Origin of the sequence: Microcella daejeonensis, assembly GCF_026625045.1 — a bacterium.
In the GTDB taxonomy this organism is placed as follows: Bacteria; Actinomycetota; Actinomycetes; order Actinomycetales; family Microbacteriaceae; genus Microcella; species Microcella daejeonensis.
Genome location: NZ_CP113089.1, coordinates 821,504 through 846,636 on the forward strand (window position 1 = coordinate 821,504; position 25,133 = coordinate 846,636).

Below are 25,133 nucleotides of genomic sequence, written 5' to 3' on the forward strand. Positions count from 1 at the left end.
GCCCCAGTGAACACGAGGAGGCCCCGGCGGGGAATCCCCCGATCAGCGCGCAGCGCACGTGGACGAGGCCTCAGCGCCCGAGGCGGCTGAGGGTCGCGACGACCTGGCGCGCGATGTTGCGCCCGGCGCGGTTCGCGCCGATGGTCGAGGCGCTCGGCCCGTACCCGGCGAAGAAGATGCGCCCGTCGCGCTCGCTGTGGTGGCTCGAGACGATGACGCCGCCCTCGGGCTCGCGCAGCCGCAGCGGGGCGAGGTGGCGCAGCTCGGGTCGGAACCCCGTCGCCCAGATGATGGCCTGGGCCGGCGCGAACTCGCCGCTCTCGAACCGCACGCCGTCGGGCTCGATGCGCTCGATGACGCCGCGCGAGGCGAGCACGCCGCGCTCGAGACCCGACTGGATGCGGCGGGTGCGGGGCACTCCCGTGCCGCTGACGATGCTGGGCAGGGCGCGGCCCGCGCGCGAGGCGTCGTCCTGCATGCCGACCGCCTTGACGGCGTCCTCGAGGTTGAGGCTCGGGCCGTCGATGAACTCCGGGTCCCGCCGGGTCGACCACGTGAGCGAGCGGGCGACGCCGTCTAGCTCGAGCAGGAACCCGATGGCGCTCGTGCCGCCGCCGACGACGACGACGTCCTGGTCGGCGAAGTCGGCCGCCCGCTCGTACTGGGCCGTGTGCAGGTGGCGGCCGGCGAAGTCGCGCAGGCCCGGGTACCAGGGCACGAAGGGGCTGCCCCAGGTGCCGGTCGCGTTGACGATGGTCGAGCCGAGCAGGTCGATGATGCCGGCCTCGGTGCTGATGTCGAGCAGCAGCGGGCCGCCGGTGTCGGTGACCTTGGTGACGGTGGCCGGGCGCACGACCTGCAGGTTGTAGTGCTCCTCGTACTGCCGGTAGTAGTCAGCGACGACCTGCTTGGCGGGCACGTCGCGATCGGCGGTGCCGAAGCTGAGGCCCAGCTCGTCCATGCCCGGCAGGTCGTTCACGCGGTGCGCCGAGCCGAGCCGCATCGATCCCCAGCGGTGCTGCCAGGCGCCGCCGGTGCCCGGACCGCGGTCGAGGAGCACGAACTCCTCGCCGGCCTCGAGGCCGAGCTTCTGCAGGTAGTAGGCCACCGAGAGGCCCGCTTGACCCGCGCCGATGACCACGCATTTCGTGGCGAGCGGGGATTCGGTCACCCGCCCGAGAGTAGTCGCTCCACCCGACCGCCGGGCGGGGGTGAGGAACGCTCTGCGAGGGCCCTGCATGCTAGACTGCCCCGCAGTTTTCATACCGCTCCGGTCGGGTTCTCCCCCGGGGCGGAGGCACTCGATTCGACGGTCCTGATGGGCATCGGTTGTGATCCTTCAGCCCTTGCCGTCAGAGCAGTCCAGGGTCGACACATTCCCGAGGGGGTCGCTATGGGCCGCGGTCGTCAGAAGGCGAAGCACACCAAGGTGGCACGCGAGCTGAAGTACTTCACTCCCGACACCAATCTCACCGCGCTCGAGCGCGAGCTCGCGGCCAAGGCCGAGGCGGAGGACGCCTACGTCGACAAGTGGGCCGACGACGAGGACGAGGACGACGACGAGGAGTTCGACTACTCCGCCGGCACTCCGAAGACGGCCTGACCGCCCTCCTCATCGCGCACGCTCCACGAGCCCGCATCCGTCGAGCACCCGCTCGAGGGGCGGGCTCGTCGCCGTTCGTGCGGCGGACGGCGGGTAGCGTCGAACCATGACGATCTCGCTGGATGCCCTCTACCGCGACCTGCACGCCCACCCCGAGCTCTCCTTCGCCGAGACGCGCACGGCGGGCATCGTGGCCGCCCACCTGCGCGACCTGGGCCTCGAGGTCACGGAGGGCGTGGGCCGCACGGGCGTCGTCGGCGTGCTGCGCAACGGCGACGGTCCGGTCATCGCGCTGCGCGCCGACATGGATGCCCTGCCCGTCGTCGAGCAGACGGGCCTGCCCTACGCCAGCACCGTGCGGGCGCTCGGCGCCGACGGCGTCGAGACCGGCGTCATGCACGCGTGCGGCCACGACATGCACGTCACCTGGCTGCTGGGGGCGCTCGAGCGCCTCGTCGCCGAGCGCGGCACCTGGTCGGGCACCGTGGTGGCCCTGTTCCAGCCGGCGGAGGAGACGATCGGCGGCGCGAAGGCGATGATCGACGACGGCCTGCTCGACCGGTTCCCGCGGCCCCAGATCGTGCTCGGCCAGCACCTCACGCACATCCCGGCCGGGGTCGTCAGCCTGACCGCGGGCCCCGCCATGGCGGGCGCCGACAGCATCACGGTGCGCATCCACGGTCGCGGCGGGCACGGTTCGCGCCCGCAGTCGACGATCGACCCCGTGGTGACGGCGTCGGCGATCGTAATGCGGCTGCAGACCCTCGTCTCGCGCGAGGTGCAGCCCCGCGATCTCGCCGTCGTGACGGTCGGGTTCCTGCACGCCGGCACGAAGAGCAACATCATCCCGGCGGAGGCGACGCTGGGCCTCAGCGTGCGGTCGCTCGACGCGGGGGTGCGCGCGCGGCTGCTCGACGGCATCCGGCGCATCGTCGAGGCGGAGTGCCAGGCCTCGGGCATGACGGTGCCGCCGGAGATCACGGTCGACGACACCGCGGCGGCGACGATCAACGACGTCGCGGCGACGGAGCGGCTGCGGGCGCGGTTCGCGGAGCGCTTCGGCGCGGACGACGTCATCGACTTCGGAACGCGCACCGGCAGCGAGGACGTCAACGAGTTCAGCACCGCGGCCGGCGTGCCGCTCGTGTACTGGTTCGTCGGCGGGCTCGACCCCGTCGCCTGGCGCACGGCCGAGGCGGCGGGCCGTCTCGAGGAGGACGTGCCGACGAACCACTCGCCCTTCTTCGCGCCCGTGCTGCACCCCACGATCGAGCGCGGGGTCGAGACGCTCGTGGAGGCGGCGCTCGAGAACCTCGGCCCCGCCACCCGGTAGAGCTGCGCGGCACGGGCGGCCGCGCAACCCGCCGGCTCGCGCGGGTGGGCGCATAGCGCGCGAGGGCGGCCCGCGCAGGTGGGCGGCCCGCGCAGGTGGGCGGATAGCGCGGGCGGGCGGGCCACGCGGGTGGGCGGATAGCACGGGTGGGCAGCCCGCGCAGGTGGGCGGCCGACACGAACCCCGGCCGGCTGTCGAGCGGTGGGGCCAAGGCGTCACGGGGTCGAGAGCCATCGAGCGCTGTCCCTCGTCTGCGAGTCTTAGCGTGAAGAGTTTCTCTCCTCCGCCCCTTCCACTCTGCAAGACTTATACGAGGATTCATTGACTACTTCCTGCAGAGTGGAAGCGCCGTGAACGGGATTGCCGCTCCCGACCGACCGGGCGCATCCCGCGATCAGCGCGCCCTCATCGGGCGGGCGGCATGCGCGCACGCCGTCGCGCAGCAGGGTGGCCGGCGGCGCTGCCGGGCGGGCAGGGAGCCGGGCGGGCGGGCAGCCCCGCGGGACTAGACCGCGTACGACCCGACGAGGCGCACGGCGCCGCCGTCGACGCCCTTGGCGCCCTGCTCGAAGCCGGCGAGCTCTCGACGCGCGGTCGAGACGGTGCCCGCCTGCCAGGAGCGCACGCCCCGGGCATCCAGCGCCGCCATCACGGCAGCGGCCTGCGCGGCCTCGACGACCGCGAGCATGCCGATGCCGAGGTTCCAGGTGCCCTCGGCGCTCTCGAGCGGGTCGCCCGCCATGTCGCTCAGCACGCGGAACACCGCGGGCGGGCTCCAGGTGCCGCGGTCGAGCTCGACCCACGAGCCGACGGGCAGCACCCGGGCGAGGTTCGCGGCGATGCCGCCGCCGGTGACGTGCGAGAGGGCGTGCACCGCACCGGGATGCTCGGCGAGCACCCCGAGCAGGGGCGCCGTGTAGAGCGCCGTCGGCTCGAGCAGCACCCGGCCGACGACGCCGCCGAGCGCGTCGCTCTGATCGTGGTAGCCGACGCCGTTCTTCGCGAGGATGTGCCGCACCAGCGAGAATCCGTTCGAGTGCAGCCCCGAGGAGGCCATGGCGATGACCACATCGCCGTCGGTCACGCGCTCCGGCCCGAGCACGGCATCCGCCTCGACGACGCCGACGGCGGCGCCCGCCACGTCGTAGTCGTCCGCGCCCAGCAGGCCGGGGTGCTCGGCCGTCTCGCCGCCGACGAGCGCCGTGCCCGTCGCGCTGCAGGCCTCGGCGATGCCGCGCACGATCGCCGCGATGCGCTCGGGGTGCACCTTGCCGCAGGCGATGTAGTCGGTCATGAACAGCGGCGTCGCGCCGACCACGACGATGTCGTCGACGACCATCGCCACGAGGTCCTGCCCGATGGTGTCGTGGATGTCGAGGGCCTGGGCGATCGCGACCTTCGTGCCGACGCCGTCGGTCGAGGTGGCGAGCAGCGGGCGGCGGTAGCCGAGCAGCGCGCTCGCGTCGAAGAGCCCGGCGAAGCCGCCGACCCCGCCGAGCACCTGGGGGCCGTGCGTGGCGCCCACCGCCGACTTCATCAGCTCGACGGCGAGATCGCCCGCCGCGGTGTCGACGCCGGCTTCGGCATAGCTGCGGGATGCGCTCGAGGTCACGGGGCAAGCGTACCGGCGCGGCACCCGGCGGCCTGCGCGGATGAGCGGATGTGCGAGACTGGGAGGCGCCCGCTCGGGCTCACCCTCCCCTTTCTTGGAGCGCATTCACGCATGTGCGGCATCGTCGGGATCGTCTCGTCCAGCCCCGTCAACCAGCAGGTCTACGACGCCCTCTCGCTGCTGCAGCACCGCGGGCAGGACTCGACCGGCATCGCCACCGTCGAAGGCCGCGTGCTGCACATGTTCAAGGCCAAGGGCCAGGTGCGCGAGGCCTACCGCACGCGCGACATGCGCTCGCTGCTCGGCACCACGGGCCTCGGCCACGTGCGCTACGCCACGCGCGGCACCGCCTCGAGCGAGGAGGAGGCGCAGCCGTTCTACGTCAACGCCCCCTACGGCATCATCCTCGTGCACAACGGCAACCTCACGAACACCCGCGAGCTGTCGCGCGAGCTCAACGAGGTCGACCGCCGGCACCTCAACACCAACTCCGACACCGAGCTGCTCGTCAACGTGCTCGCCCACGAGCTGCAGCAGCGGGTCACGAGCGACGATCTCGACCCCGACCAAGTCTTCGCCGCCATCAGCCGACTGCACGAGCGGGTCGAGGGCTCGTACGCCGCGATCGCGCTCATCGCCGGCCACGGCCTGCTCGCCTTCCGCGACCCCTTCGGGATCCGCCCCCTCGTGCTCGGCCGCCGCTCCACCGGGCTCGTCGGCGACGAGTGGGTCGTCGCGAGCGAGTCGCTCGTGCTCGAGCACGGCGGCTACGAGATCGTGCGCGACCTCGCGCCCGGCGAGGCCGTGTTCATCTCCCTCAGCGGCGAGATGATCTCGCGCCAGTGCGCCGCCGACCCGCGCCTCATCCCCTGTTCGTTCGAGTACGTCTACCTCGCGCGGCCCGACTCGATCATGAACGGCATCTCGGTCTACGAGGCCCGCCTGCGCCTCGGCGACCGGCTCGCCGACACCATCGAGCGCCACATGCCCGCCGGCGACGTCGACGTCGTCATGCCCATCCCCGACTCGTCGCGCCCCGCCGCGATGCAGGTCGCCCAGAAGCTCGGCATCGAGTACCGCGAGGGGTTCTACAAGAACCGCTACGTCGGCCGCACCTTCATCATGCCGGGGCAGGCGGAGCGCAAGAAGAGCGTCAAGCAGAAGCTCAACGCCATGTCGAGCGAGTTCGCCGGCAAGAGCATCCTCATCGTCGACGACTCGATCGTGCGCGGCACCACCTCGAAGGAGATCGTCGAGATGGCCAGGGCCGCCGGCGCGCGCAAGGTCACCTTCACCTCCGCCGCGCCCCCCGTGCGGTACCCGCACGTCTACGGCATCAACATGCCCACCTCGCGCGAGCTCGTAGCCCACGGCCGCAAGATCCCCGAGATCGGGCAGGAGCTCGGTGCCGACCAGCTCATCTACCAGGAGGTCGCCGACATGCAGGCGGCCATCACCGAGGGCACGAGCATCCAGCAGCTCGAGATGAGCTGCTTCACGGGCGACTACGTCACCGGCACGGTCAGCCCCGAGTACCTCGCCTGGGTCGAGGCGAACCAGGACAGCTGACCGCCTGCGGCGCGCCCGCCGCGGTCGCGGTCGCGGTTCGAGCCGGATGCCCCGCTCGCGTCACTCCTCGACCTCGCCCTCCAGCGGGGCCGGGTCGACCTGCTCGCGGTCGGCGTCGACCGTGCGGGCGCGGCGCCGGGAGCGCCGGTCGACGAGGATCGCCACGACGGCGCCGAGCAGCACACCCAGCGAGATGCCGTAGAGCGAGAAGTAGGCGAGCAGCGTCGTGAAGCCGAGGCTCGGATCGGCCGGGTAGAGGCTCGTCGCGATGAGCGTGCCGAGGAACCCGAGGAAGCCGCCGACGATGAGGAAGGCCGAGATCTTCGGTGCGCGGCGCACCGAGACCTGCTCGCGGGGAGCCGGGGCGGCCGTGGAGCTGCGCGGGGCGTCGTCGGTGTCGGTCACGCGCACATTCTCGCGCATGAGCCCTGCGAACCGGCTCAGTACGGCAGCGGCAGCAGCGCGCTGAGGTCGGCGCGCGTGCCCGAGGCGTGGATGCGCCCGGCCGCCAGCCGCTCGGCCCAGTCGGCGGCGCCCGTCGCGAGAGCGAGGAAGGTGTCGGCGTCGAGCTCGACGACGTTCGGCGGGGTGCCGCGGGTGTGCCGAGGCCCCTCGACCGCCTGCACGGCCCCGAAGGGCGGCACGCGCACCTCGACGCTGTTGCCGGGCGCGGCGTCGGCGAGGCACTGCAGCAGGTAGCGCACCGCGGTCGCGCGGGCGGTGCGCTCGGCCGGGTCTGCCGGATCGCTGCCGCGGCGCGCCTCCAGCACGGCGGCGACGGCGGCGCGGCCGAGGGTCTCGTCGATGCGTGCGCGGGCCATGAGCGTCGAGGGTAGCGGGGCCGCGTGCGCGGGGGCCGAGCATCCACCGCCGCTCGGTAGGCTGACGGCGTGAGAATCCTCGTCCTCGGCTCGGGCGCGCGCGAGCACGCCATCATCACCGCCCTGCTCGGGGAGGACGCCGACCACGTGATCACGGCCGCCCCCGGCAACGCGGGCATCGCGCAGCACGTCGAGGTCGTCGCTCTCGACCCGACCAAGGGCGACGTCGTCGCCGACTACGCGGTCGACAACGACATCGAGCTCGTCGTCATCGGCCCCGAGGCTCCGCTCGTCGCGGGCGTCGCCGACTCCCTGCGCCGCCGCGGCATCGCCGCCTTCGGCCCGGGCGCCGCCGCCGCGCAGCTCGAGGGCTCGAAGACCTTCGCCAAGCGCATCATGGAGGCCGCGGGCGTGCCGACCGGGCGTGCCCAGCGCGCCGGCACCCTCGCCGAGGCGGAGGCCGCCCTCGACGCCATGGGCGCGCCCTACGTCGTCAAGGCCGACGGCCTCGCCGCGGGCAAGGGCGTCATCGTCACCGACGACCGCTCGGCCGCCCTCGCGCACGCCGAGCACTACCTGCAGCAGGGCGGCGTGCTCGTCGAGGAGTTCCTCGACGGCCAGGAGGTCAGCCTCTTCCTGCTGAGCGACGGCCACACCGTGCTGCCGCTGAGCCCCGCGCAGGACTACAAGCGCATCGGCGACGGCGACACCGGCCCGAACACGGGCGGCATGGGCGCCTACTCGCCTCTGCCCTGGGCCCCCGAGGGCTTCGTCGACGAGATCATCGCCACCGTCGCCGAGCCGACCGTGCGCGCGCTCGCCGCCGAGGGCACCCCCTTCATCGGCCTGCTCTACTGCGGCCTCATCGTCACCCCCGCCGGCACGCGCGTCATCGAGTTCAACGCCCGCTTCGGCGACCCCGAGACGCAGGTGGTGCTGCCGCGCCTCGTCACCCCGCTGAGCGGCCTGCTCTTCGCCGCCGCCACCGGCCAGCTGAGCGGGATGCCCCGGCCCGAGTTCCGCGACGAGGTCGCCGTCACCGTGGTGCTCGCCAGCGAGGGCTACCCCGATGCGCCGCACACGGGGCGCGCGCTCTTCGGGCTCGACGAGGCCGAGCAGGTCGAGGGCGTGCACCTCGCGCACGCCGCGACGGCCCGAACCGCGGAGGGCTTCGTCGCCACCGGCGGCCGCGTGCTCAGCGTCGTCGCGCTCGGCGCGGACTTCGCCGAGGCCCGCGCCCGCGCCTACGAGGCCATCGGCCGCATCGGCCTCGAGGGCGGGCAGTACCGCACCGACATCGCCGCGCGCGTCGTCTCGTGAGCGACGCCCTCGACCCGGCGGAGCTCGACGGCTGGCGGCACGTCTACTCGGGCAAGGTGCGCGACCTCTACGAGCACCCCGAGCACCCGGCGCTCATGCTCGTCGTCGCGAGCGATCGGGTGAGCGCGTTCGACCACGTGCTCGAGCCGGGGATCCCGGGCAAGGGAGCCCTGCTGACGCGGCTCAGCGACTGGTGGTTCGATCGGCTCGCCGAGGGATCCGGCGTGGGCGCGGGCGACCACCGCGCGGTGGACGCGCCCCCGGTGCCGGCGGCGTTCGCCGGCCGCGGCACGATCGTGCGCCGGCTCGACATGCACCCCGTCGAGTGCGTCGTGCGCGGGTACCTCTCGGGCTCCGGCTGGGTCGAGTACCAGGCATCGGGCACCGTGTGCGGCATCCCGCTGCCCTCGGGGCTGAAGGACGGCGACCGCCTGCCCGAGCCCATCTACACGCCCGCATGGAAGGCCCCGATGGGCGAGCACGACGAGAACATCAGCTACGAGCGCACCGTCGAGCTGGTGGGCGCCGAGACCGCCGCGGCGCTGCGGGATGCCAGCCTGAACATCTTCGCCCGCGCGAGCGCCATCGCCGCCGAGCGCGGGCTCATCCTCGCCGACACCAAGTTCGAGTTCGGCAGCGACCCGGCCACGGGCGCGCTGACCCTCGCCGACGAGGTGCTCACGAGCGACAGCTCGCGCTACTGGGGTGCCGAGACGTACGCCGCGGGCGGCCCCGGGCGCCTCGCGAGCTTCGACAAGCAGATCGTGCGCGACTGGCTCGCCGCCCACTGGGATCGCACGGGCGAACCCCCTGTGCTGCCCGACGAGATCGTCGCGCGCACGGCCGACCGCTACCGCGAGCTGATCGACCGCCTGACGGCCTGAGCGCCTGAGCGCCTCGCCGCCCCCGCCCGTCGCGCCGGTCGTGCAGCCGAGGGCCGGAATGGCCGGCATCGCCCGCGGGTTGCACCGGCCATGACCGACTCGACCCGCCTCGCCGCCGACACCGCGATGGGGGCGGTCACCCTCGACGTCGCCGACCTCGACGCCATGACGGCGTACTACCGCGACGGCGTGGGGCTCTCGGTGCTGAGCGCCGAGCCGGCGCGCGACGGCGCGCCCGCCACCACGAGCCTCGGCAGGGGCATCCACCCGCTCGTCGTGCTGCGGCACGCGCCGGCCCTGCGCCACGCCGGGCCGCGGGAGGCGGGGCTGTTCCACACGGCGATCCTGTTCGAGACGGCCGGTGCGCTCGCGGCCGCCGTCGCCGCGGTCGCCCAGCGCTACCCGGGCACCTTCACCGGCTCGAGCGACCACCTCGTGAGCGAGGCGTTCTACTTCGACGACCCGGAGGGCAACGGCGTCGAGCTGTACCTCGACCGGGAGCGCAGCGCCTGGAGCTGGACGCACGGGCAGGTCGAGATGTCGACCTTGTTCCTCGACCCGAACGACTTCCTGCAGCGGCACCTCGACGAACAGGCGATCGCGTCGCACGGCAGCGCGCCCGCCACCGTCGGGCACGTGCACCTCTCGGTGGGTGACGTCGACACCGCCCGCCGCTTCTACGTCGACGAGCTCGGCTTCGATCAGACGACGAGCCTCGGCGGGCAGGCGCTCTTCGTGAGCGCCGGTGGCTACCACCACCACATGGCCATGAACGTGTGGCGCAGCCGCGGTGCCGGGCGCCGGCAGGCCGCCCTCGGGCTCGGCCGCATCGACATCGTGCTGCCCGACGCCGAGGCGCTCGGCGCCGTCGGCGAGCGCCTGCGCCACTACGGCCACGCGGTGCGCGACGACGGCGCCGCCCTCGGGGTCGATGACCCCTGGGGCAACGCGCTGCGGCTCAGCGCCGGGCGCTGAGCCCGGCCGCCCGGCGCCCCGCTGTCCGCGATCAGGACGTCGACGGCGTGGCGAACCACCTCATGCGGCGACACGCCCAAGGCCGAGGCTCGCGGCCTGATCGCGGACAGCGACAGAGCCGGCGGCTCAGTCCTGCGACATGATCCACGCGAGCATGTAGGTGCGCGTGTTGCCGTCGTCGATGGACGACATCGGCAGGTCGCGCGCCGCCTCGAGAGCGAGCTCGGCCTGCTCCGGCCCGGCGAGGGACTGGTACATCAGCAGGTAGTCGGCGAACTGCGGGGCGGGGCCCGACTCGGTCGCCTCGGCGATGTTCTCGAGCACGCGGTCGGGGTCGGAGCCGAGGGAGGCCCCGGTGCCCGGGCGCATCGGGATGAGCTGGATGCCGAGGATGGCCGCCGGCTCCGGGCTGAACCAGGTGGCGTAGTCGCGCTTGCCGTCCCAGACGATGCCGACGACCGAGCGGTCGTAGGCGGCGAAGGGCTCGGCGGTGGTGTCGACGTTGGTCCAGTAGGTGCGGGCGGAGAGGGACTCGAGCGAGAGCATCCACGTCGCCTGCTCGGCGAGCGCCTCGTCGCCGGATGCTGACGCCCACAGGGCCACGCCTTGGTGCGCGGCGATGGCCTCCGAGCTCGACTCCTGGTTGTTGCCGTCGCCGAAGGGCGAGTAGCCCGAGGCCCACGAGTGGCCCGAGTACGGGTCGAAGGCCCGCCAGTCGGCGAAGCGCTCGCCGCCGAAGCTCGCCACGTCGGCGGCCAGGAGGGTCGCCATCGGGCTCAGCTCCTCGAGCAGCGCGGCGTCGCCCTCGACCGCGATGGCCGCGGCGTAGAGGAAGTTGCCGTAGTGGAAGTGGTGGTCGTTGAACTCCTCCGAGCCGAACGAGGGCGCGAGCCCGACCATGCCGCGCATGACCGGGTCGTAGAGGAAGCAGCGCTCCTCGCGCTGCTCGCAGCCGGCGGGGTCGAACCAGGTGCGCAGCTCCTCGGCGAGGCGCGTGCGCAGGCTCTGCTCGATCCCCTCCTCGCCGAGCTGGCCGGCGAGGGTGATGAGCGTCGCGATGCGCGCGAGCGCCTTGCCGCCGAAGTAGGTGTCGGCGGGCAGCGTGCCGAGCGAGCCCGCGTCGAGCTCGAGCTGCTCGGCGAGCTCGGCCCGCTCGGCGTCGTCGAGCGCGCTGAGATCGAGGGATGCCGCGGGCGCCACGGTCGGCGTCGTCGCGTCGACCCCGCCCGAGGCGGCGAGCGCCATCGGGCCGTAGACGGTCGTGTACGAGCCGACCGGGCTCGCGGTCTGCTCGCCGTGGTGCGGCAGGGTGCCGACGAGGGTCGGCGAGCCGTCCTCCGTCACGTAGCGGATGCCCGTGGAGACGCTCTCGTCGGCGGCGGCGTACTCGACCTCGACGTGGTCGAGCGGGCTGGCGGCCAGCGGAGCGAGCTCGGCGAGATCGCCGTCCGCCGGAACGGCCAGCCAGTTCGCGGTCGCGCCGGCGGGCAGCTCGACGGTCAGGCCGTCGGCGGAGACCGTCGCCTCGGGCGCGATGAGCGCGTAGTCGAGCCCGCCGACCGTGGCGAGGTGGATGCCCTCGCCGGCCCCGCTCGCGGCCTCGAGCGGCTCGCTCACCGTCAGCGAGTGCGCCGCCTCGGCGACGTACGAGACCACGGGCGATCCCCGGGCGATCGTCACGCGCGCGACCGGCGCGTCGTCGGCGTCGAACTGGGTCGTCGTCACCGAGACCTCGTCGTACCGCGTCACCTCGGAGCGGTCGGAGCCGTTCTCGACGACGATGTGCTCGGTCATCGCCCCGGCGATGAGGCCGGGCTGCGCGACGACGGTGGGCGCCCCGAAGGTGAACCCGGCCGCATCGAGCCGGAACGAGAGCGGCTGCGGGAACACCGGCATCGGATCCTCGTTCAGCACGAGGCCGCTGAACCAGCGGTTCGTCGGGGGCACGAGTCCCTCGGCGAGTCGCTCGAGCGGCGCCGCGGCGAGCGTGCGCTCGGGCACCTCGGCGAGCAGCGGCTCGGTCTGCGCGTCGGGCAGCACGACGGGCGTGCTGCCGCTGCGGGCGGGCGCCCCGTCGGGCGCCGGGCCGGCCGAGGCGCAGGCAGCCAGGGTCACGACGAGACCCGCGCCGACGACGAGCGGCAGCAGACGGGATGCGCGGGAGCGATGAGCGGATCGTTCGACGCGGGCGGTCACAGGGCCAGCGCTTCGCGCACGTCGCCGATGGCCGTGCGCGCGCCGTCGATCAGGCGGGCCAGCACGTCGTCGTTGCGCAGCTTCATGGTCGCGGTCACCGGGGTGCCGGGCGTGACGAGCCCGTCGCGCTGCCCGAACTCCTCCTCGCTGATGGCGACGCCGACGGTCGCGATGGCGTCGCCCTCGGCGGTCGCGGCATCCACCGTCTCGACGACCCCGTTGATGACCTCGCCGTTCGGCAGGGTGATCTCGACGGGCGCGTCCTGCTCGATGCGGGCGAAGTCCTCGGGCGAGAGGCGGAACTCTGCCGAGACGAAGACCGTCTCGATCGCGGCGATGGTGGCGACGGCGCTGCCGGCGGGGGCGTAGCCGCCCTGCTGCACGCCGACCTCCTGCACGACGCCGGTCACGGCCGACTTGATCGTGAGGGTGCTGTCGCCGTTGACCTCGAACACGTCGCTCGAGTTGACGATGATGTCGTCGGCGAGATCGCGGGCCAGGTCGTTGCTCTGGATCATGGCGACGGGGTCGCCCGCGCGCACGAGGTCGCCGCGGGCGACGTACTGCTCGATGACGGCGCCGGCGTAGTCGGTGCCGACGTCGTACATGACGGCGTCGACCGAGGCGGTGGTCGTGGTGGCCTCGCCCTTGCGGTGCGAGAGCCCGATGGTCAGCGTCGCGACGAGCGCGACGACGCCGAGGAGCCCGAGGAGCAGGCGGATGCGGTTCTTCCAGGTCATGATGCGACCTCCTTCTGAGTGGATGCGCGCCGGATGCGCGTGGACTCCACCACCGCCGCAGCGATGAAGGCGCCGATGATGAGGGTGTTGGTGACGTTCCACCCGGTGGCGAGCGTGAGCGCGCCGTTGCCGTAGTCCTTGACGCCCGCCACGATCGAGGTGAGGAACAGGAAGACGAAGAACAGCGTCTGCGGGATCATGAAGTTGAAGGGCGAGCGGCGAGCGCGCTTGCCGCCCGTGACGTGCCAGGTCTGGCGGCGCCCGGTGATGACGTTGACGAGGGCGCGCAGGTAGATCGGGAACGAGACGGCCGCGAGCATGAGGGTCTCCCAGCGGAACGAGCCCATGGTGGCGAAGGCGAGCAGGATCTGCAGGCCGTAGAAGCCGAAGTAGTAGAGCAGCCACTGGCCGCCCGTGACGCTGAGGTCGACGGGGCGCAGATCGAAGTAGATCTCGAGCGCCGGCACGATGAGCAGCAGCAGCGGCACGATGCCGATGAGGTAGTGCGTGGCGGTCACCAGGTACTGGATGCGCTGATCGGCCGTGAGGCGCCGCTTCGGGTTGAGCGGGTTGCGGGTGAGCAGGATCTCGAATCCGCCGGTCGCCCAGCGCATCTGCTGCTTGGAGTAGTCCTCGATCGTCTCCGGGGCGTCGCCGACGGCGAGCGTGACGGGGATGTAGATCGACTTCCAGCCGCGCTCGTGCAGCATGAGCGAGGTCCAGACGTCCTCCGACTGCGAGTCGGTGTACATGCCGCCGACGTTGACGATGGCCTCGCGGCGGAAGATGACGTTCGTGCCGACGCAGAACGCCGCGTTGAAGCTGTTGCGGCCCGGCTGCACGAATCGGTAGAAGAGCGACTGCATGAAGGCGGCGCCGCGGGCGATGAGGGTCGTGTCGTTGCCGTAGGACTGCGGCGTCTGCACGAAGGCGACCTTCTCGTCGACGAAGAACGGCACCGTCTCGAGCAGGAAGTCGGGCTCGGGCACGAAGTCGGCGTCGAAGATCGCGAAGTACTCGCCCGACGTCATGCTCAGCGCGTGGTTGACGTTGCCGGCCTTGGCGCCGTTGCTGCTGAGGCGGCGCACGTAGCGCGCGCCGATGCGCCCGGCGAGGTCGCGCACCTCGTCCGAGCGGCCGTCGTCGAGGATCCAGGTGAGGTGCTCGCCGTGCATGGCGACCGCGGCGCGCGCCGTGCGCTCGATGGTCTCGAGCGGCTCGCCGTAGACGGTGATGAAGACGTCGACCGAGACGGGGGCGCCCTGCAGGTGCATGGCGGCGCTCTGCGGCGTCTTCGTGATCGCGTCGGGGCCGTCCAGCCCGTCGGCGAGCAGCCGCTCCTGCGCCTGGTGGAACGCGAAGTCGCGCGGATCCTTGCCGCCGGAGAGGATCGTCCAGAGCGTGACGAGCGCGTGGCTGATGAGCACGACCTCGGCGACGATGACCAGGATGTACGGCAGCCAGTCGCCGCGGTTCGCCGGGTTCAGCAGGAACGCGGTGTACGCGAGCGCGCCGAGGAGCGCGAGCAGGATGAACAGCAGCACCGAGGGCGAGCTGATCGAGGAGTTCTCGGGCGCGTGGGCGACCTGGTCGTCGACCGTGTAGCGCCGCGAGCTGCGGGTGCTGATCGGTCCGGTGCCGCGGATCGGGCCCGCGGGGGCGGCGCTCGGCGTCGGAGGACGCGGGGCGTCGATCGTCGGGGCGGCGTGCTGGGGCGAGCGCGTGCGCGCATCACCATCGAGTGTTCGGGTCACTGATGTTCTCTTTCGCTGGGTGGCGAAGAGACGGCTGCGCTGGCGGCTCACGGAGCGCCCTGGGAGATGGGTACGGGCGCTGAGGGGGTGCCGCGGATGGGTGTCCGCGAGCCCTAAGAGTGACACAGACCGGTCAGGCCGTCTAGACCGCGTTGCGCCGGCGCACAGGTTCTGCGCATGCGCGGTCCACGCTCGTCCGGCCCTCCCGGCCTAGACTCGCGCCTCGTGAACGACGCGCGCCACGCCCCGCACATCCCTGCCCTCGCGCTGCGTCTCAGCCGCGCCGCGGCGGTGCTCCGCGGCGCCGTGATCCTGCGTCAAGGGCGGCGTCTGCGGCGGGAGACCCCGCGGCTCCCGGATGCTCCCGGCCCGTGGCTCGGCGCGGCCGAGGGCGACGGCGAACCCCTGCACCTGCTCGTGCTCGGCGACTCCACGGCGGCCGGCGTCGGGGTCGACCACGCCGAGCTGGGACTCGGCGGACGGCTCGCCGAGGCGATCGCCGCGCGCACCGGCCGCGCCGTGTCGTGGCGCGCCCACGGCCGCAACGGCGCGACGGCGAGCGATCTCGTGCGCGGGCATCTCGCGGCCGCGCTCGACGGGCCCGTCGACGTCCTGTTCCTGACGGTGGGGGCGAACGACGCGCTCGCCCTGCGGAGCGCTCGGGCGTTCCGGCGGGATGTGCGGCGCATCCTGCGGGCGACGCGGGAGCGGCATCCCGCCTCGATCGTGCTCATGTCGTCGCTGCCCGCGTTCTTCCGGTTCTCGCTGCTGCCCGAGCCCCTGCGCGGCACCCTCTACCGGCACTCGCGATCGCTCGAGGCCGCCGCGCGCACGATCGTCGACGCCGAGCGCGAGGCCCGCATGTCGCCGCCCCCGCCCCCGTACACGGAGGGCTTCTTCGCGAGCGACGAGTTCCACCCCAGCGCGCTCGGCTACCGCGACTGGGCCGAGTTCGCCGTCGACGACGCCGAGGAGGCGGGCCTGCTCGCACGGTGGGGCGGCGCGTGAGCGACGAGAGCGGGGCGGCGCTCGTCGCGGGCGGCTCGGTTCCCGCGGGGGCCCTGCACGTCGAGAGCGAGGGGCCGACGGATGCGCGCACGATCGTCTTCCTGCACGGCGGCAGCGTCTCGGGGTGGATGTGGGCGCCGCAGCGCGCGGGACTCCAGGAGTTCCACCACCTCGTGCCCGATCTGCCCGGATACGGCGGCAGCAGGGAGGTGCCGTGGCGCACGATCGTGGAGACGGCCGATCGCGTCGCCGACGTCATCCGCGACCGCGCGCATCTCGACGAGGACGGGCGCGCCCGCGCCGACGTGGTCGGGCTCTCGCTCGGAGCGCTCGTGGGGGCCGTGCTCGCGAGCCGGCATCCCGAGCTCGTACGCAGCGCGCTGCTCACCGGAGCGCCCCTGCGCGGGCTCGGCCTTGTCATGTCGTGGCTCAGCCGCGTGCAGCTGCGCCTCTGGAGCACGGCCGCGTACTGGCGCACCCGCGGCCGCCACTACCGCGTGCCCTCCGAGGCGATGGCCGGCTTCATCGAGTCGGGCATCGGGATCGACCCGAGCAGCGCGCGGCGGGTCGTGCATCAGGTGAACGAGGGCATCGAGCCGATGCTGCCGGCGGTCGCCGACGCTCCGGTGCCTCTCCTGGGCCTCGCCGGCGCGCGCGAGTCGCGCCGCATCCGCTCCGCGCTCGGGGCGATCGCCGAGGCTCCGCGCAGCACCGTGCGTCTGGCGCCGCGCATGCATCACCTGTGGAATCTGGAGGACCCGGCCCTGTTCACCGAGGTGGTGCGGGCGTGGGTCGCGCAGGGCGCCGTGCACGCGCGGCTCGAGCCCGTGCCGCGCGCACTGCTGCGGCCTCCGCGGCGCGGGCGATCGGGGCGGTCGTGACCGGGCATCCCCTCGCCGACGTCGAGGCGCTCGCGGCCGTCATCGACGGGATGCACGCCCGCACCCCGCGCGCCCGGCGCCTGCTCGTCGGCATCGCCGGAGCGCCCGGCGCCGGCAAGTCGACCGTCGCCGCGCGGCTCGCCGCCGCCCTGCCCGCCTCGGTGGTGCTGCCGATGGACGGGTTCCACCTGCCGCAGGCCCGGCTCGTCGCGCTCGGGCGCCGCGACCGCATGGGCGCTCCCGACACCTTCGACGTCGCCGCGTTCATCGCCCTGCTGAGCGCCCTGCGCCGCGACGACGGCGCCACGGTGCCCGCGCCCGACTTCGACCGCGCGATCGAGGAGCCGGTGCCCGGGGCGATCGCGATCGGGCCGGATGCCCGCACCGTGATCGTCGAGGGCAACTACCTGCTGCACGAGGCCGACGGCTGGCAGCCCGTCGCGGGCCTGCTCGACGTCACCGTCGCGCTGCACCTCGACGACCCCACCCGGCGGGCGCGGCTCGTGGCCCGCCACGTGGCGCACGGCAAGACGCCGGCCGGGGCCGAGGCCTGGGTGGCGGGCCCCGACGAGGCCAACGCCCGGCTCATCGCCGCAGGGCTGGATCGCGCCGACTACTCGCTCTCGGGCTGAGCCTCGCCGCTCGGCTCGGGCTCGGTCTCGCGCAGCGGCCGCACCAGCACGGGCGCCGCCTCCTCCAGCCGCTGCACCGGCATGGCCTCGGGCGCGTGATCGCGCACCCAGGCGACGAGCTTCTCGCGCACGAGCACCTGCAGATCCCAGAGCTGCCCCGAGTCGGCGGCCGAGATGAGCGCGCGCGCCCGCACCATGCCGCCCGTGGCGTCGACGATCTGGATGTTCGACACCGCGCCGTTCCACAGCGGCGTCTCGGCGAGCACGCGATCGAGCTCGGCGCGCAGGCCCTCGACGTCGACGCGCCAGTCGAGGTCGAGCACGACGGGGCCCATGAGGTCGGCCGTCGTGCGGGTCCAGTTCTGGAACGGCGTCGTCGTGAAGTACGTGCTCGGCAGCACCATGCGGCGCTGATCCCAGATGCGCACGACCACGTACGTCAGCGTGATCTCCTCGATGCGCCCGAACTCGCCCTCGACGATGACGACGTCGTCGACGCGGATGGCGTCGGAGAAGGCCAGCTGCATGCCGGCGAAGAGGTTGGCGAGCGTCGACTGCGCGGCGAGACCGGCGACGACCGAGGCGAGACCGGCCGAGGCCAGCAGGCTCGCCCCCACCGCCTCGGCCCCGTCGAAGGTCAGCAGGATGGAGCCGATCGCGACCACGCCGATGACGACGAGGGCGAGGCGCTTGAGGATGAGCAGCTGGGTGCGCATGCGCCGGGCGACGCGGTTGTCGGCCGCCGAGATGTCGTAGCGGCCCGTGGTGCGCTCGAAGGCCAGCGTGACGCCGGCGGCGACGACCCAGGCGCCCGCGGCGATGACGAGGATGCGGAGGAGCTGGTCGAGCACGGGCATCCAGTCGCGCAGGGGGAAGGTCAGGGCGACCGCCACCCACAGCGCGATGAGGGCGAGCAGCAGGCGCAGTCGGCGCCGCAGCGGCCCGAGCGTCGCGTAGACGCCCGGTCGGCGGCGGGCGACCACGCGGGCCGCGAGGGCCACGGTCGCGACGATGAGCACGACGATGACGAGGGCGATGACGACGGCGAGGCCGAAGCCCGTCCAGCTGCGCCAGACGAAGGAGTCGAAGAGGGGCATGGTGCCTTCCGGTCGGGGGCGGGGCAGCGCCCGAGGCTACCGTCGAGCGCGGGCCGCCGCGACCCGGACGGTGCGCGGATGAGCAGGGGCGGGGCGCGACTAGACTGACGGGCATCCACTTTTCTGACGTACCCGGGGAGTCATCCGTGCCCACCATCGTCGTCGAGGTCATGCCGAAGGCCGAGCTGCTCGACCCGGCCGGCAAGGCCGTCACCGGGGCCCTGCACCGCCTGGGCCACTCCAGCATCGCCGAGGTGCGCATCGGCAAGCGCTTCGAGCTGCGGGTCGACGGCGAGGTCGACGCCGAGCTGCTGACGCAGGTCGAGGAGGTCGCCGCCGACATGCTCGCGAACGGCGTCATCGAGGACGTCATCGACGTACGCGTCGAGGGCGCGGGCGCGGCGGGCGAGACGCACTGATGCGCGTCGGCGTCATCACCTTCCCCGGCTCCCTCGACGACCGGGATGCGATGCGCGCCATCCGCTTCGCGGGCGCCGAGCCCGTGGCGCTGTGGCACGGCACGCACGACCTCGACGGGGTCGACGCGATCGTGCTGCCCGGCGGCTTCAGCTACGGCGACTACCTGCGCTGCGGGGCCATCGCGGCCCGCTCGCCGATCATGGCCGAGGTCATCGAGGCGGCGAACGACGGGATGCCCGTCCTCGGCATCTGCAACGGCTTCCAGATCCTCGTCGAGACCCACCTGCTGCCCGGCGGGCTCGTGAAGAACGACCACGGCGACTTCATCCGCCGCGACCAGCGGCTGCGCGTCGAGTCGACGTCGAGCGCGTGGACGAACGGCTTCACCGAGGGCCAGGAGATCACCATCCCGCTCAAGAACGGCGAGGGCGGCTACATCGCCGACGAGGCGACCCTCGACCGGCTCGAGGGCGAGGGGCTCGTCGCCTTCCGCTACCTCGACGTCAACCCCAACGGCTCGCTGCGCGACATCGCGGGCCTGCGCAACGAGCGCGGCAACGTCGTCGGCCTCATGCCGCACCCCGAGCACGCCGTCGAGGCGGGCTTCGGCCCCGACACCCCGCTCGCCATGCGCTCGGGCGTCGACGGTCTGACCTTCTTCACGAGCGTCCTGCAGCAGAGCGTCCTGCGATGACGGCGGCGGCCCCGGCCGCTGACGGCCGCAGCACCGGCGCGCAGGGCTCCTCCGATCCCGCGCGCGGCCTCACGCCGAAGCGGCTCTACCGCCTCGTCGCGATCGCCGAGGCGATCACCTGGACGGCCCTCATCTCGGGCCTCGTCATCCGCGCCGTGGTCGGCGGCGAGACCGGCGATCTCGCCGTGCGCATCGGCGGCAGCGTGCACGGCTTCGTCTTCCTCGCCTACGGCGCCACGGCCGTGCTCACGGCGATCAACCAGCGCTGGGGCATCCCGCTCGGCCTGCTCGCCGTCGTCACCGCGGTCGTGCCCTACGCGACCATCCCCTTCGACGTCTGGGCGCACCGCACGGGCCGGCTCGAGGGCGGCTGGCGGCGCGAGGCCACCGACGACCCCCGCGACCGCTTCTGGGTGGACCGCCTGGTGCGGTGGATGCTCCGCCACCCGATCCTGCTGGCCGTCGCCCTGCTGCTCGCCGTCGTCGCGCTGTTCACCGTGCTGCTGATCGTCGGCCCGCCGGTGCCGAAGGGCTAGAGCCCGCCGCACGAGGCCGGGCCGGAGCGCCGCGGCGAGGCCGTGAGCTCAGCCGCCGCCGTTGACGGCGTAACCGAGCAGCGCCGCGCCGGCGAACACCAGCAGGGCGAAGCCGAGGAACATGAAGAGCTGGCGCTTGGTCATGCGGCGAGCCTAGGCGAGCGTCGTTTCGGGGCGGTTTCGCGCCGGCCGGTCCGGTACTCCCCCGAATGGGGAGGCGCTCGGCGACCGCGGCGCGACGTACAGTCGGGAGAAGAGCGCGCACCCCGCGACTCCCCCGCTCTCGAGGAAGCACCCGGATGCCGTTCTCCCGCTCCGCGCGCCGCGTCGCGCTGCCGCTCGCCGTCGCCATGCTCGCGGCTCCCGCGATGATCGCCGTCCCGGCGAGCGCCGCGACCCTCGCCGTGGGTCCCGATCTGTCGCTGACCGACGCCCTCTGGGTCGCGAACGAGCTGAGCCCGGGCCCCGACGTCATCACCCTTCCCGCCGGCGAGACGATCGCGTTCGACCCGCAGGCCGGAGACACGGTGAACGAGGAGCTCACCATCGAGATGAACGGCGCGACCATCGTCGGGCTGCGCCTCATCGTGTTCTCCGATCTGACGGTGCGCGGCGGCACGTGGCAGACCCTCGTCGCACCGGACGCGGGAGCCTCGGCCGCCGGCTTCGGGGTCGCGACGAACGGCTCGCTGACCTTCGACTCGATGACCGTCAGCGCTGCGGGCTCCCACTGCGACGCCGCCATCGGCGGCTACTTCACCGGCGCGGGCACCGAGACCGACTGCAACGACGGCTCACCGGTGCCGAGCGGCGAGATCACCATCGTCGACAGCACCGTCACCGCCACCGGCGGCTACCGAGCGGCGGGCATCGGCGGAGCGACGAACGGCTCGCACGGGCCGATCTCGATCGAGGGCGCGAGCGTCGTCACCGCCACCGGAGGCTACGGCGCGGCGGGCATCGGCGCCGGCAAGGATGCGGTGGGCGGATCGGTGTCGATCTCGGGCGGCACCGTGCTGGCGACCGGAGGGCTCTACGCGGCGGGCATCGGCAACGGGGAGTACGGAATCGGCGGCACGCCCTCCGTCTCCATCTCCGGGGGGACGGTCACCGCGCAGGGCACCGGCGGCGGAGCCGGTATCGGGGGCGGCTACGGGAGCTGGGGCGGCTCGGTCGTCCTCTCCGGCGGCAGCCTGACGGCCTCCGGCGATTCGGGCGCGGCCGGCATCGGCAACGGCCTCGATCCCATCGGTGAGGCGGTCATCCCGACCCTCAGCGTGCCCTCCGGCTCACCCCTGCTCGCGGCCGCGACGATCTCCGGGTCCGTGTCGATCGGCGCCGGAGCTGAGGTGACCACCGCCGACGGCGTCGCGACGACCCTCACCGGCACGCTCTCGAACGCCGGGCGGCTCGTTCTCGGCGCGTCCTCGGGCCTGACCCTCGATCCCGCGTCGACGCTCACCAACACCGGCATCGTCTCCGGCGGCCCCCTGAACGGCGAGGGCTCGGTGATCAACGACGGCGCGATGTGCATCGACGGCTTCGCCGACGAGCGCCTGCACCCCACCGATCAGACCATCGGGCTGACCGTGACCGGCACGGCGTTCTACCTGCCCTACAGCTCGGGCATCGAGAACGCCGTGTACGCACCGACCCTCGACGCGGGCTGCCGCAGCCTGCCCGACCTCACGGGCGTCGACGAGGGCGAGCTGCTCGTCAACGTCGGCTGGACCCTCACCGCCGACGGTTCGGGGCCGTACGTGACCGGCACGACGCCGCTCATCGAGGTCGCTCCGACGAAGACCGGAACCCTCTACCCGACGCTCATCCCGGCCGCGATCTCGATCGCCCCGAACCCCGCGACGGTCACCGCCGGGGTGCCGCAGGCGTTCACCGTCACGGGCCCCTGGCCGCTCAGCGGCGCCGCCGCGATCGACCTCACCGACCGCGCCACGTTCACCGACGCCGGTCAGCAGGAGGGAGCGCTGCCGAACGAGTTCACCTTCACCGCGGCGGGCGAGACGGAGCTCGGCGCGACCGTGATCTACGCCTTCGGGGACGGCGACGAGCTGCCGGTCAGCGCGACCGCGCCGATCACGGTGCTCGGCGGCGCGGTCGATGCCCTCCGGCTCAGCACGTCCGCGCTCGCCGTGCGCCAGGGCGGCTCCGTCACGCTCCAGGTCGGGGCGACGGATGCCTTCGGCAACCCGATCGTCGTCGACCCGGGCGACGTGACCGTGACGAGCTCGGTGCCGACCGACGTCATCGACGGCCTGACCGTCACCTTCCCGACCGCGAGCCCGCACGTGCTCACCGTCACCGTGGGTGCCGTGAGCGCGCAGGTGACGATCGAGGTGGAGGCCGCCCCGGTCCTCCCCGTGGCTCCTGTCGCGCCCGGAGCGCCCGCGGCACCCGCCGCCGACGCGGCCGCCCCCGTCATCGAGCCGCCGCTGCCCGCCACCGGCAGCGCCGGCGATCTCGGCGGGGCGCTGCTGTGGGCGGTCGTGCTGCTGGTCGCGGGCGCGGCGGTCGGGCTGCTGCGCACCCGCGCGGAGTAGCGCTGATCCGGCCCGGTGCCCGCGCGCGGGCGGGCTCCGGCACGCCGCGGCCTGCTCATCCGCGCGGGTAGGCTGAGAGCATCCGGCACGCCCTCGAATCTGGAGCCCTCGCCACCGTGAACCAGCCCACTCCGCACGCCGCCGCGACCGACGACTCCGGGCAGCAGCACCCGGCACACGACGAGGTCGACCACGAGCGCCGCCACCGCCCCGACACCGTCGAGAACGCCGCGGCCACGCCCGAGAAGGAGCAGCCCTACGCCGCTCTCGGGCTCAAGCCCGACGAGTACGAGGCGATCAAGGCCCTCCTCGGCCGGCGCCCCACGAGCGGCGAGCTCGCCATGTACTCGGTGATGTGGAGCGAGCACTGCTCCTACAAGTCGTCGAAGGTGCACCTCAAGCAGTTCGGCCAGAAGGTCAGCGACGAGATGAAGACCCACCTCATGGTGGGCATGGGCGAGAACGCGGGCGTCGTCGACGTCGGCGAGGGCTGGGCCGTCACCTTCAAGATCGAGAGCCACAACCACCCCAGCTACATCGAGCCGTTCCAGGGCGCGGCCACGGGCGTCGGCGGCATCGTGCGCGACATCATCTCGATGGGCGCCCGCCCGGTCGCGGTGATGGATGCCCTGCGCTTCGGCGCGATCGACCACGCCGACACGGCCCGCGTCGTGCCCGGCGTCGTCAGCGGCATCAGCCACTACGGCAACTGCCTGGGCCTGCCGAACATCGGAGGCGAGACCTACTTCGACGCCGTCTACCAGGCCAACCCCCTCGTCAACGCGCTCGCCGTCGGCGTGCTGCGCCACGAGGACCTGCACCTCGCCAACGCCCGCGGCGTCGGCAACAAGGTCGTGCTGTTCGGCGCCCGCACCGGAGGCGACGGCATCGGCGGCGCCTCCATCCTCGCGAGCGACACCTTCAGCGAGGGCGGCCCGACCAAGCGCCCCGCGGTGCAGGTGGGCGACCCCTTCGCCGAGAAGGTGCTGATCGAGTGCTGCCTCGAGCTCTACCGCGACGGGCTCGTGGAGGGCATCCAGGATCTGGGCGCCGCCGGCATCTCGTGCGCGACCAGCGAGCTCGCCAGCAACGGCGACGGCGGCATGGTCATCGACCTCGACAAGGTGCTGCTGCGCGACCCCTCGCTCACGGCGGAGGAGATCCTCATGTCGGAGAGCCAGGAGCGCATGATGGCGATCGTCGAGCCCTCGAAGCTCGATGCGTTCCTGGCGATGACCGCCAAGTGGGACGTCGAGACGAGCGTGCTCGGCGAGGTCACCGACACCGGCCGCCTCATCATCCACTGGCGCGGCGAGACCATCGTCGACGTCGACCCGACCACCGTGGCCGTCGACGGCCCCGTCTACCACCGCCCCATGGTGCGCCCCGCCTGGCTGGATGCCCTGCAGGCCGATTCCGCGTCGACCCTCTCCCGCGCGACCGACGACGCGGCGCTGCAGACCGAGGTGCTGCGCGTGCTGGGCAGCGCGAACCTCGCCGACGCCAGCTGGATCACCAACCAGTACGACTACTACGTCGGGGGCAACACGGCCCTCGCCGTGCCCGACGACGGCGGCATGATCCGCGTGGACGAGGAGAGCGGGCTCGGCGTCGCGCTCGCCACCGACGCGAACGGGCGCTACTGCCAGCTCGATCCGTACCAGGGCGCGCAGCTGGCCCTCGCCGAGGCGTACCGCAACGTCGCCGCGACCGGAGCGAGCCCGCGCGCCGTCTCGGACTGCCTCAACTTCGGCAGCCCCGAGAACCCCGAGGTGATGTGGCAGTTCGCGCAGGCCGTCGAGGGTCTCGCCGACGGGTGCCTCGAGCTGGGCATCCCGGTCACCGGCGGCAACGTGTCGTTCTACAACCAGACCGGCGACGTCCCCATCCACCCGACCCCCGTCGTCGCCGTCATGGGCGTCATCGACCACGTCGACCGGCGTCTGCCCTCCGGCTGGCAGGACGACGGCGAGAACCTCTACCTGCTGGGCGTCACGCGCGACGAGCTCGACGGCTCGGTGTGGGCCGGCGTCGTGCACGAGCACCTCGGCGGTCGCCCGCCGCAGGTCGACCTCGCGGCCGAGAAGAACCTCGCGGGCCTCATGGCGGCCGCCGCGGAGGAGGCGCTCGTCACGAGCGCCCACGACCTCAGCGACGGCGGGCTCATCACGACCCTCGCCGAGGGCGTGCTGCGCTTCGGCGTCGGCGCCCGCGTGTGGATCACCGAGCTCTGCGAGCGCGATGGTCTCGATGCGACGGCCGCCCTGCTCAGCGAGTCGGGGGCCCGGATGCTCGTCTCGGTGGCCCGCGAGGACGACGTCAAGTTCCGCGGCCTGTGCGAGGGCCGCGACGTCTCCGTGCTGCGCATCGGCGTCACCGATGCCGAGGTCGACGGGCTGGAGGTGCAGGACCGCTTCGCGCTCACGCACGAGCAGCTGCGGCACGCGCACCGCGACACCCTGCCCGCGCACTTCGGCGCGGTCGTCGGCGGCTAGCCGCA

22 protein-coding genes are annotated in these 25,133 nt (G+C 73.1%); 14 read left to right on the forward strand and 8 right to left on the reverse strand.

Features of this window, described 5'->3' with window-relative positions:
• Positions 1-70: 70 nt before the first annotated feature.
• Positions 71-1,171, reverse strand: coding sequence for an NAD(P)-binding domain-containing protein (locus tag OVN18_RS04000; RefSeq protein WP_267782103.1), 1,101 nt, complete (start codon positions 1,169-1,171; stop codon positions 71-73).
• A gap of 222 nt (positions 1,172-1,393) precedes the next feature.
• On the opposite strand from OVN18_RS04000, the gene OVN18_RS04005 reads away from it, so the two are divergent.
• Both OVN18_RS04005 and OVN18_RS04010 read left to right on the forward strand, forming a co-directional pair.
• The gene (locus OVN18_RS04005) at positions 1,394-1,603 is read left to right on the forward strand and encodes a DUF3073 domain-containing protein (RefSeq protein WP_267738281.1); all 210 of its coding nucleotides are present in this window, start codon (positions 1,394-1,396) and stop codon (positions 1,601-1,603) included.
• 106 nt (positions 1,604-1,709) lie between these two features.
• Entirely contained in the window at positions 1,710-2,936 is a 1,227-nt protein-coding gene (locus OVN18_RS04010; RefSeq protein ID WP_267782105.1) for an amidohydrolase, read from the forward strand.
• 505 nt (positions 2,937-3,441) lie between these two features.
• On the opposite strand, the gene purM is transcribed toward OVN18_RS04010, so the two are convergent.
• Positions 3,442-4,548, reverse strand: coding sequence for a phosphoribosylformylglycinamidine cyclo-ligase (purM, locus tag OVN18_RS04015; RefSeq protein WP_267782108.1), 1,107 nt, complete (start codon positions 4,546-4,548; stop codon positions 3,442-3,444).
• Positions 4,549-4,659: 111 nt separating this feature from the next.
• Here purM and purF point away from each other — a divergent pair, with 111 nt between their 5' ends.
• Positions 4,660-6,117, forward strand: a complete 1,458-nt coding sequence (gene purF, locus OVN18_RS04020; RefSeq protein ID WP_267782110.1) for an amidophosphoribosyltransferase — start codon at positions 4,660-4,662, stop codon at positions 6,115-6,117.
• A 60-nt stretch (positions 6,118-6,177) separates the two neighbouring features.
• Here purF and OVN18_RS04025 read toward each other — a convergent pair whose 3' ends face one another.
• Together OVN18_RS04025 and OVN18_RS04030 are read right to left on the reverse strand one after the other, a co-directional pair.
• Positions 6,178-6,522 carry a hypothetical protein gene (locus OVN18_RS04025; protein WP_267782112.1) on the reverse strand — a complete coding sequence of 115 codons (345 nt, stop codon included), beginning with the start codon at positions 6,520-6,522 and terminating at the stop codon, positions 6,178-6,180.
• A gap of 35 nt (positions 6,523-6,557) precedes the next feature.
• Entirely contained in the window at positions 6,558-6,938 is a 381-nt protein-coding gene (locus tag OVN18_RS04030) for a sterol carrier family protein (RefSeq protein ID WP_267738286.1), read from the reverse strand.
• A gap of 69 nt (positions 6,939-7,007) precedes the next feature.
• On the opposite strand from OVN18_RS04030, the gene purD reads away from it, so the two are divergent.
• The 3 genes from purD (at position 7,008) to OVN18_RS04045 (ending at position 10,117) form a co-directional block, all read left to right on the forward strand.
• On the forward strand, positions 7,008-8,258 hold the full coding sequence (purD, locus tag OVN18_RS04035; protein ID WP_267782113.1) for a phosphoribosylamine--glycine ligase: 1,251 nt from the start codon (positions 7,008-7,010) through the stop codon (positions 8,256-8,258).
• Complete coding sequence (locus OVN18_RS04040) at positions 8,255-9,142, forward strand: phosphoribosylaminoimidazolesuccinocarboxamide synthase (RefSeq protein WP_267782115.1); 888 nt, start codon at positions 8,255-8,257, stop codon at positions 9,140-9,142. The genes purD and OVN18_RS04040 overlap by 4 nt, the downstream gene beginning before the upstream one ends.
• 90 nt (positions 9,143-9,232) lie before the next feature.
• On the forward strand, positions 9,233-10,117 hold the full coding sequence (locus OVN18_RS04045) for a VOC family protein (RefSeq protein ID WP_267782117.1): 885 nt from the start codon (positions 9,233-9,235) through the stop codon (positions 10,115-10,117).
• Between the two features lie 126 nt (positions 10,118-10,243).
• Here the strand turns inward: OVN18_RS04045 and OVN18_RS04050 are convergent, their stop codons facing one another.
• Genes OVN18_RS04050 through OVN18_RS04060 form a run of 3 tightly spaced genes read right to left on the reverse strand, consistent with a single transcriptional unit; the run spans position 10,244 to position 14,807 of the window.
• On the reverse strand, positions 10,244-12,313 hold the full coding sequence (locus OVN18_RS04050; RefSeq protein ID WP_267782118.1) for a glycosyl hydrolase: 2,070 nt from the start codon (positions 12,311-12,313) through the stop codon (positions 10,244-10,246).
• Positions 12,310-13,053: an efflux RND transporter periplasmic adaptor subunit gene (locus tag OVN18_RS04055; protein ID WP_267738291.1), complete on the reverse strand. Its 744-nt coding sequence runs from the start codon at positions 13,051-13,053 to the stop codon at positions 12,310-12,312. Before OVN18_RS04055 ends, OVN18_RS04050 begins: the two co-directional genes overlap by 4 nt.
• Positions 13,050-14,807, reverse strand: coding sequence for a glycosyltransferase family 2 protein (locus tag OVN18_RS04060; RefSeq protein ID WP_267782120.1), 1,758 nt, complete (start codon positions 14,805-14,807; stop codon positions 13,050-13,052). Before OVN18_RS04060 ends, OVN18_RS04055 begins: the two co-directional genes overlap by 4 nt.
• Positions 14,808-15,032: 225 nt before the next feature.
• Between OVN18_RS04060 and OVN18_RS04065 the strand changes: the two genes are divergently transcribed.
• From OVN18_RS04065 to OVN18_RS04075, 3 genes are read left to right on the forward strand one after another with little or no spacing between them, the layout of a single operon-like run.
• Complete coding sequence (locus OVN18_RS04065; RefSeq protein WP_267782123.1) at positions 15,033-15,815, forward strand: SGNH/GDSL hydrolase family protein; 783 nt, start codon at positions 15,033-15,035, stop codon at positions 15,813-15,815.
• Positions 15,812-16,696 (forward strand): alpha/beta fold hydrolase, encoded by an 885-nt coding sequence (locus tag OVN18_RS04070; protein ID WP_267782124.1) that lies wholly within the window; start codon positions 15,812-15,814, stop codon positions 16,694-16,696. The genes OVN18_RS04065 and OVN18_RS04070 overlap by 4 nt, the downstream gene beginning before the upstream one ends.
• Positions 16,693-17,328 carry a nucleoside/nucleotide kinase family protein gene (locus OVN18_RS04075; protein ID WP_267782126.1) on the forward strand — a complete coding sequence of 212 codons (636 nt, stop codon included), beginning with the start codon at positions 16,693-16,695 and terminating at the stop codon, positions 17,326-17,328. Before OVN18_RS04070 ends, OVN18_RS04075 begins: the two co-directional genes overlap by 4 nt.
• Here the strand turns inward: OVN18_RS04075 and OVN18_RS04080 are convergent.
• Positions 17,310-18,425, reverse strand: coding sequence for a mechanosensitive ion channel family protein (locus OVN18_RS04080; RefSeq protein ID WP_267782128.1), 1,116 nt, complete (start codon positions 18,423-18,425; stop codon positions 17,310-17,312). The two genes, OVN18_RS04075 and OVN18_RS04080, sit on opposite strands and share 19 nt — an antisense overlap.
• A gap of 146 nt (positions 18,426-18,571) precedes the next feature.
• Here OVN18_RS04080 and purS point away from each other — a divergent pair, with 146 nt between their 5' ends.
• The 5 genes from purS to purL all read left to right on the forward strand — a co-directional run bounded on the left by purS (position 18,572) and on the right by purL (position 25,128).
• On the forward strand, positions 18,572-18,844 hold the full coding sequence (gene purS / locus OVN18_RS04085; protein ID WP_267782129.1) for a phosphoribosylformylglycinamidine synthase subunit PurS: 273 nt from the start codon (positions 18,572-18,574) through the stop codon (positions 18,842-18,844).
• Positions 18,844-19,539 carry a phosphoribosylformylglycinamidine synthase subunit PurQ gene (gene purQ, locus OVN18_RS04090; RefSeq protein WP_267782131.1) on the forward strand — a complete coding sequence of 232 codons (696 nt, stop codon included), beginning with the start codon at positions 18,844-18,846 and terminating at the stop codon, positions 19,537-19,539. The genes purS and purQ overlap by 1 nt, the downstream gene beginning before the upstream one ends.
• On the forward strand, positions 19,536-20,075 hold the full coding sequence (locus OVN18_RS04095) for a DUF3817 domain-containing protein (protein ID WP_267782133.1): 540 nt from the start codon (positions 19,536-19,538) through the stop codon (positions 20,073-20,075). The genes purQ and OVN18_RS04095 overlap by 4 nt, the downstream gene beginning before the upstream one ends.
• A 299-nt stretch (positions 20,076-20,374) precedes the next feature.
• Entirely contained in the window at positions 20,375-22,633 is a 2,259-nt protein-coding gene (locus OVN18_RS04100; protein WP_267782135.1) for a hypothetical protein, read from the forward strand.
• Positions 22,634-22,749: 116 nt separating this feature from the next.
• A complete protein-coding gene (purL, locus tag OVN18_RS04105) occupies positions 22,750-25,128 on the forward strand; it encodes a phosphoribosylformylglycinamidine synthase subunit PurL (RefSeq protein WP_267782137.1) in 2,379 nt (792 codons plus the stop codon).
• The last annotated feature ends 5 nt before the right edge of the window (positions 25,129-25,133 follow it).

Excerpts from the sequence above, each read along its gene's own strand:
- OVN18_RS04045 (WP_267782117.1), top strand. The coding sequence starts at position 9,233 with ATGACCGACTCGACCCGCCTCGCCGCCGACACCGCGATGGGGGCGGTC.
- OVN18_RS04055 (WP_267738291.1), bottom strand. The coding sequence starts at position 13,053 with ATGACCTGGAAGAACCGCATCCGCCTGCTCCTCGGGCTCCTCGGCGTC.
- OVN18_RS04080 (WP_267782128.1), bottom strand. The coding sequence starts at position 18,425 with ATGCCCCTCTTCGACTCCTTCGTCTGGCGCAGCTGGACGGGCTTCGGC.
- OVN18_RS04010 (WP_267782105.1), top strand. The coding sequence starts at position 1,710 with ATGACGATCTCGCTGGATGCCCTCTACCGCGACCTGCACGCCCACCCC.
- OVN18_RS04030 (WP_267738286.1), bottom strand. The coding sequence starts at position 6,938 with ATGGCCCGCGCACGCATCGACGAGACCCTCGGCCGCGCCGCCGTCGCC.
- purQ (WP_267782131.1), top strand. The coding sequence starts at position 18,844 with ATGCGCGTCGGCGTCATCACCTTCCCCGGCTCCCTCGACGACCGGGAT.
- purF (WP_267782110.1), top strand. The coding sequence starts at position 4,660 with ATGTGCGGCATCGTCGGGATCGTCTCGTCCAGCCCCGTCAACCAGCAG.
- OVN18_RS04005 (WP_267738281.1), top strand. The coding sequence starts at position 1,394 with ATGGGCCGCGGTCGTCAGAAGGCGAAGCACACCAAGGTGGCACGCGAG.
- OVN18_RS04100 (WP_267782135.1), top strand. The coding sequence starts at position 20,375 with ATGCCGTTCTCCCGCTCCGCGCGCCGCGTCGCGCTGCCGCTCGCCGTC.
- OVN18_RS04095 (WP_267782133.1), top strand. The coding sequence starts at position 19,536 with ATGACGGCGGCGGCCCCGGCCGCTGACGGCCGCAGCACCGGCGCGCAG.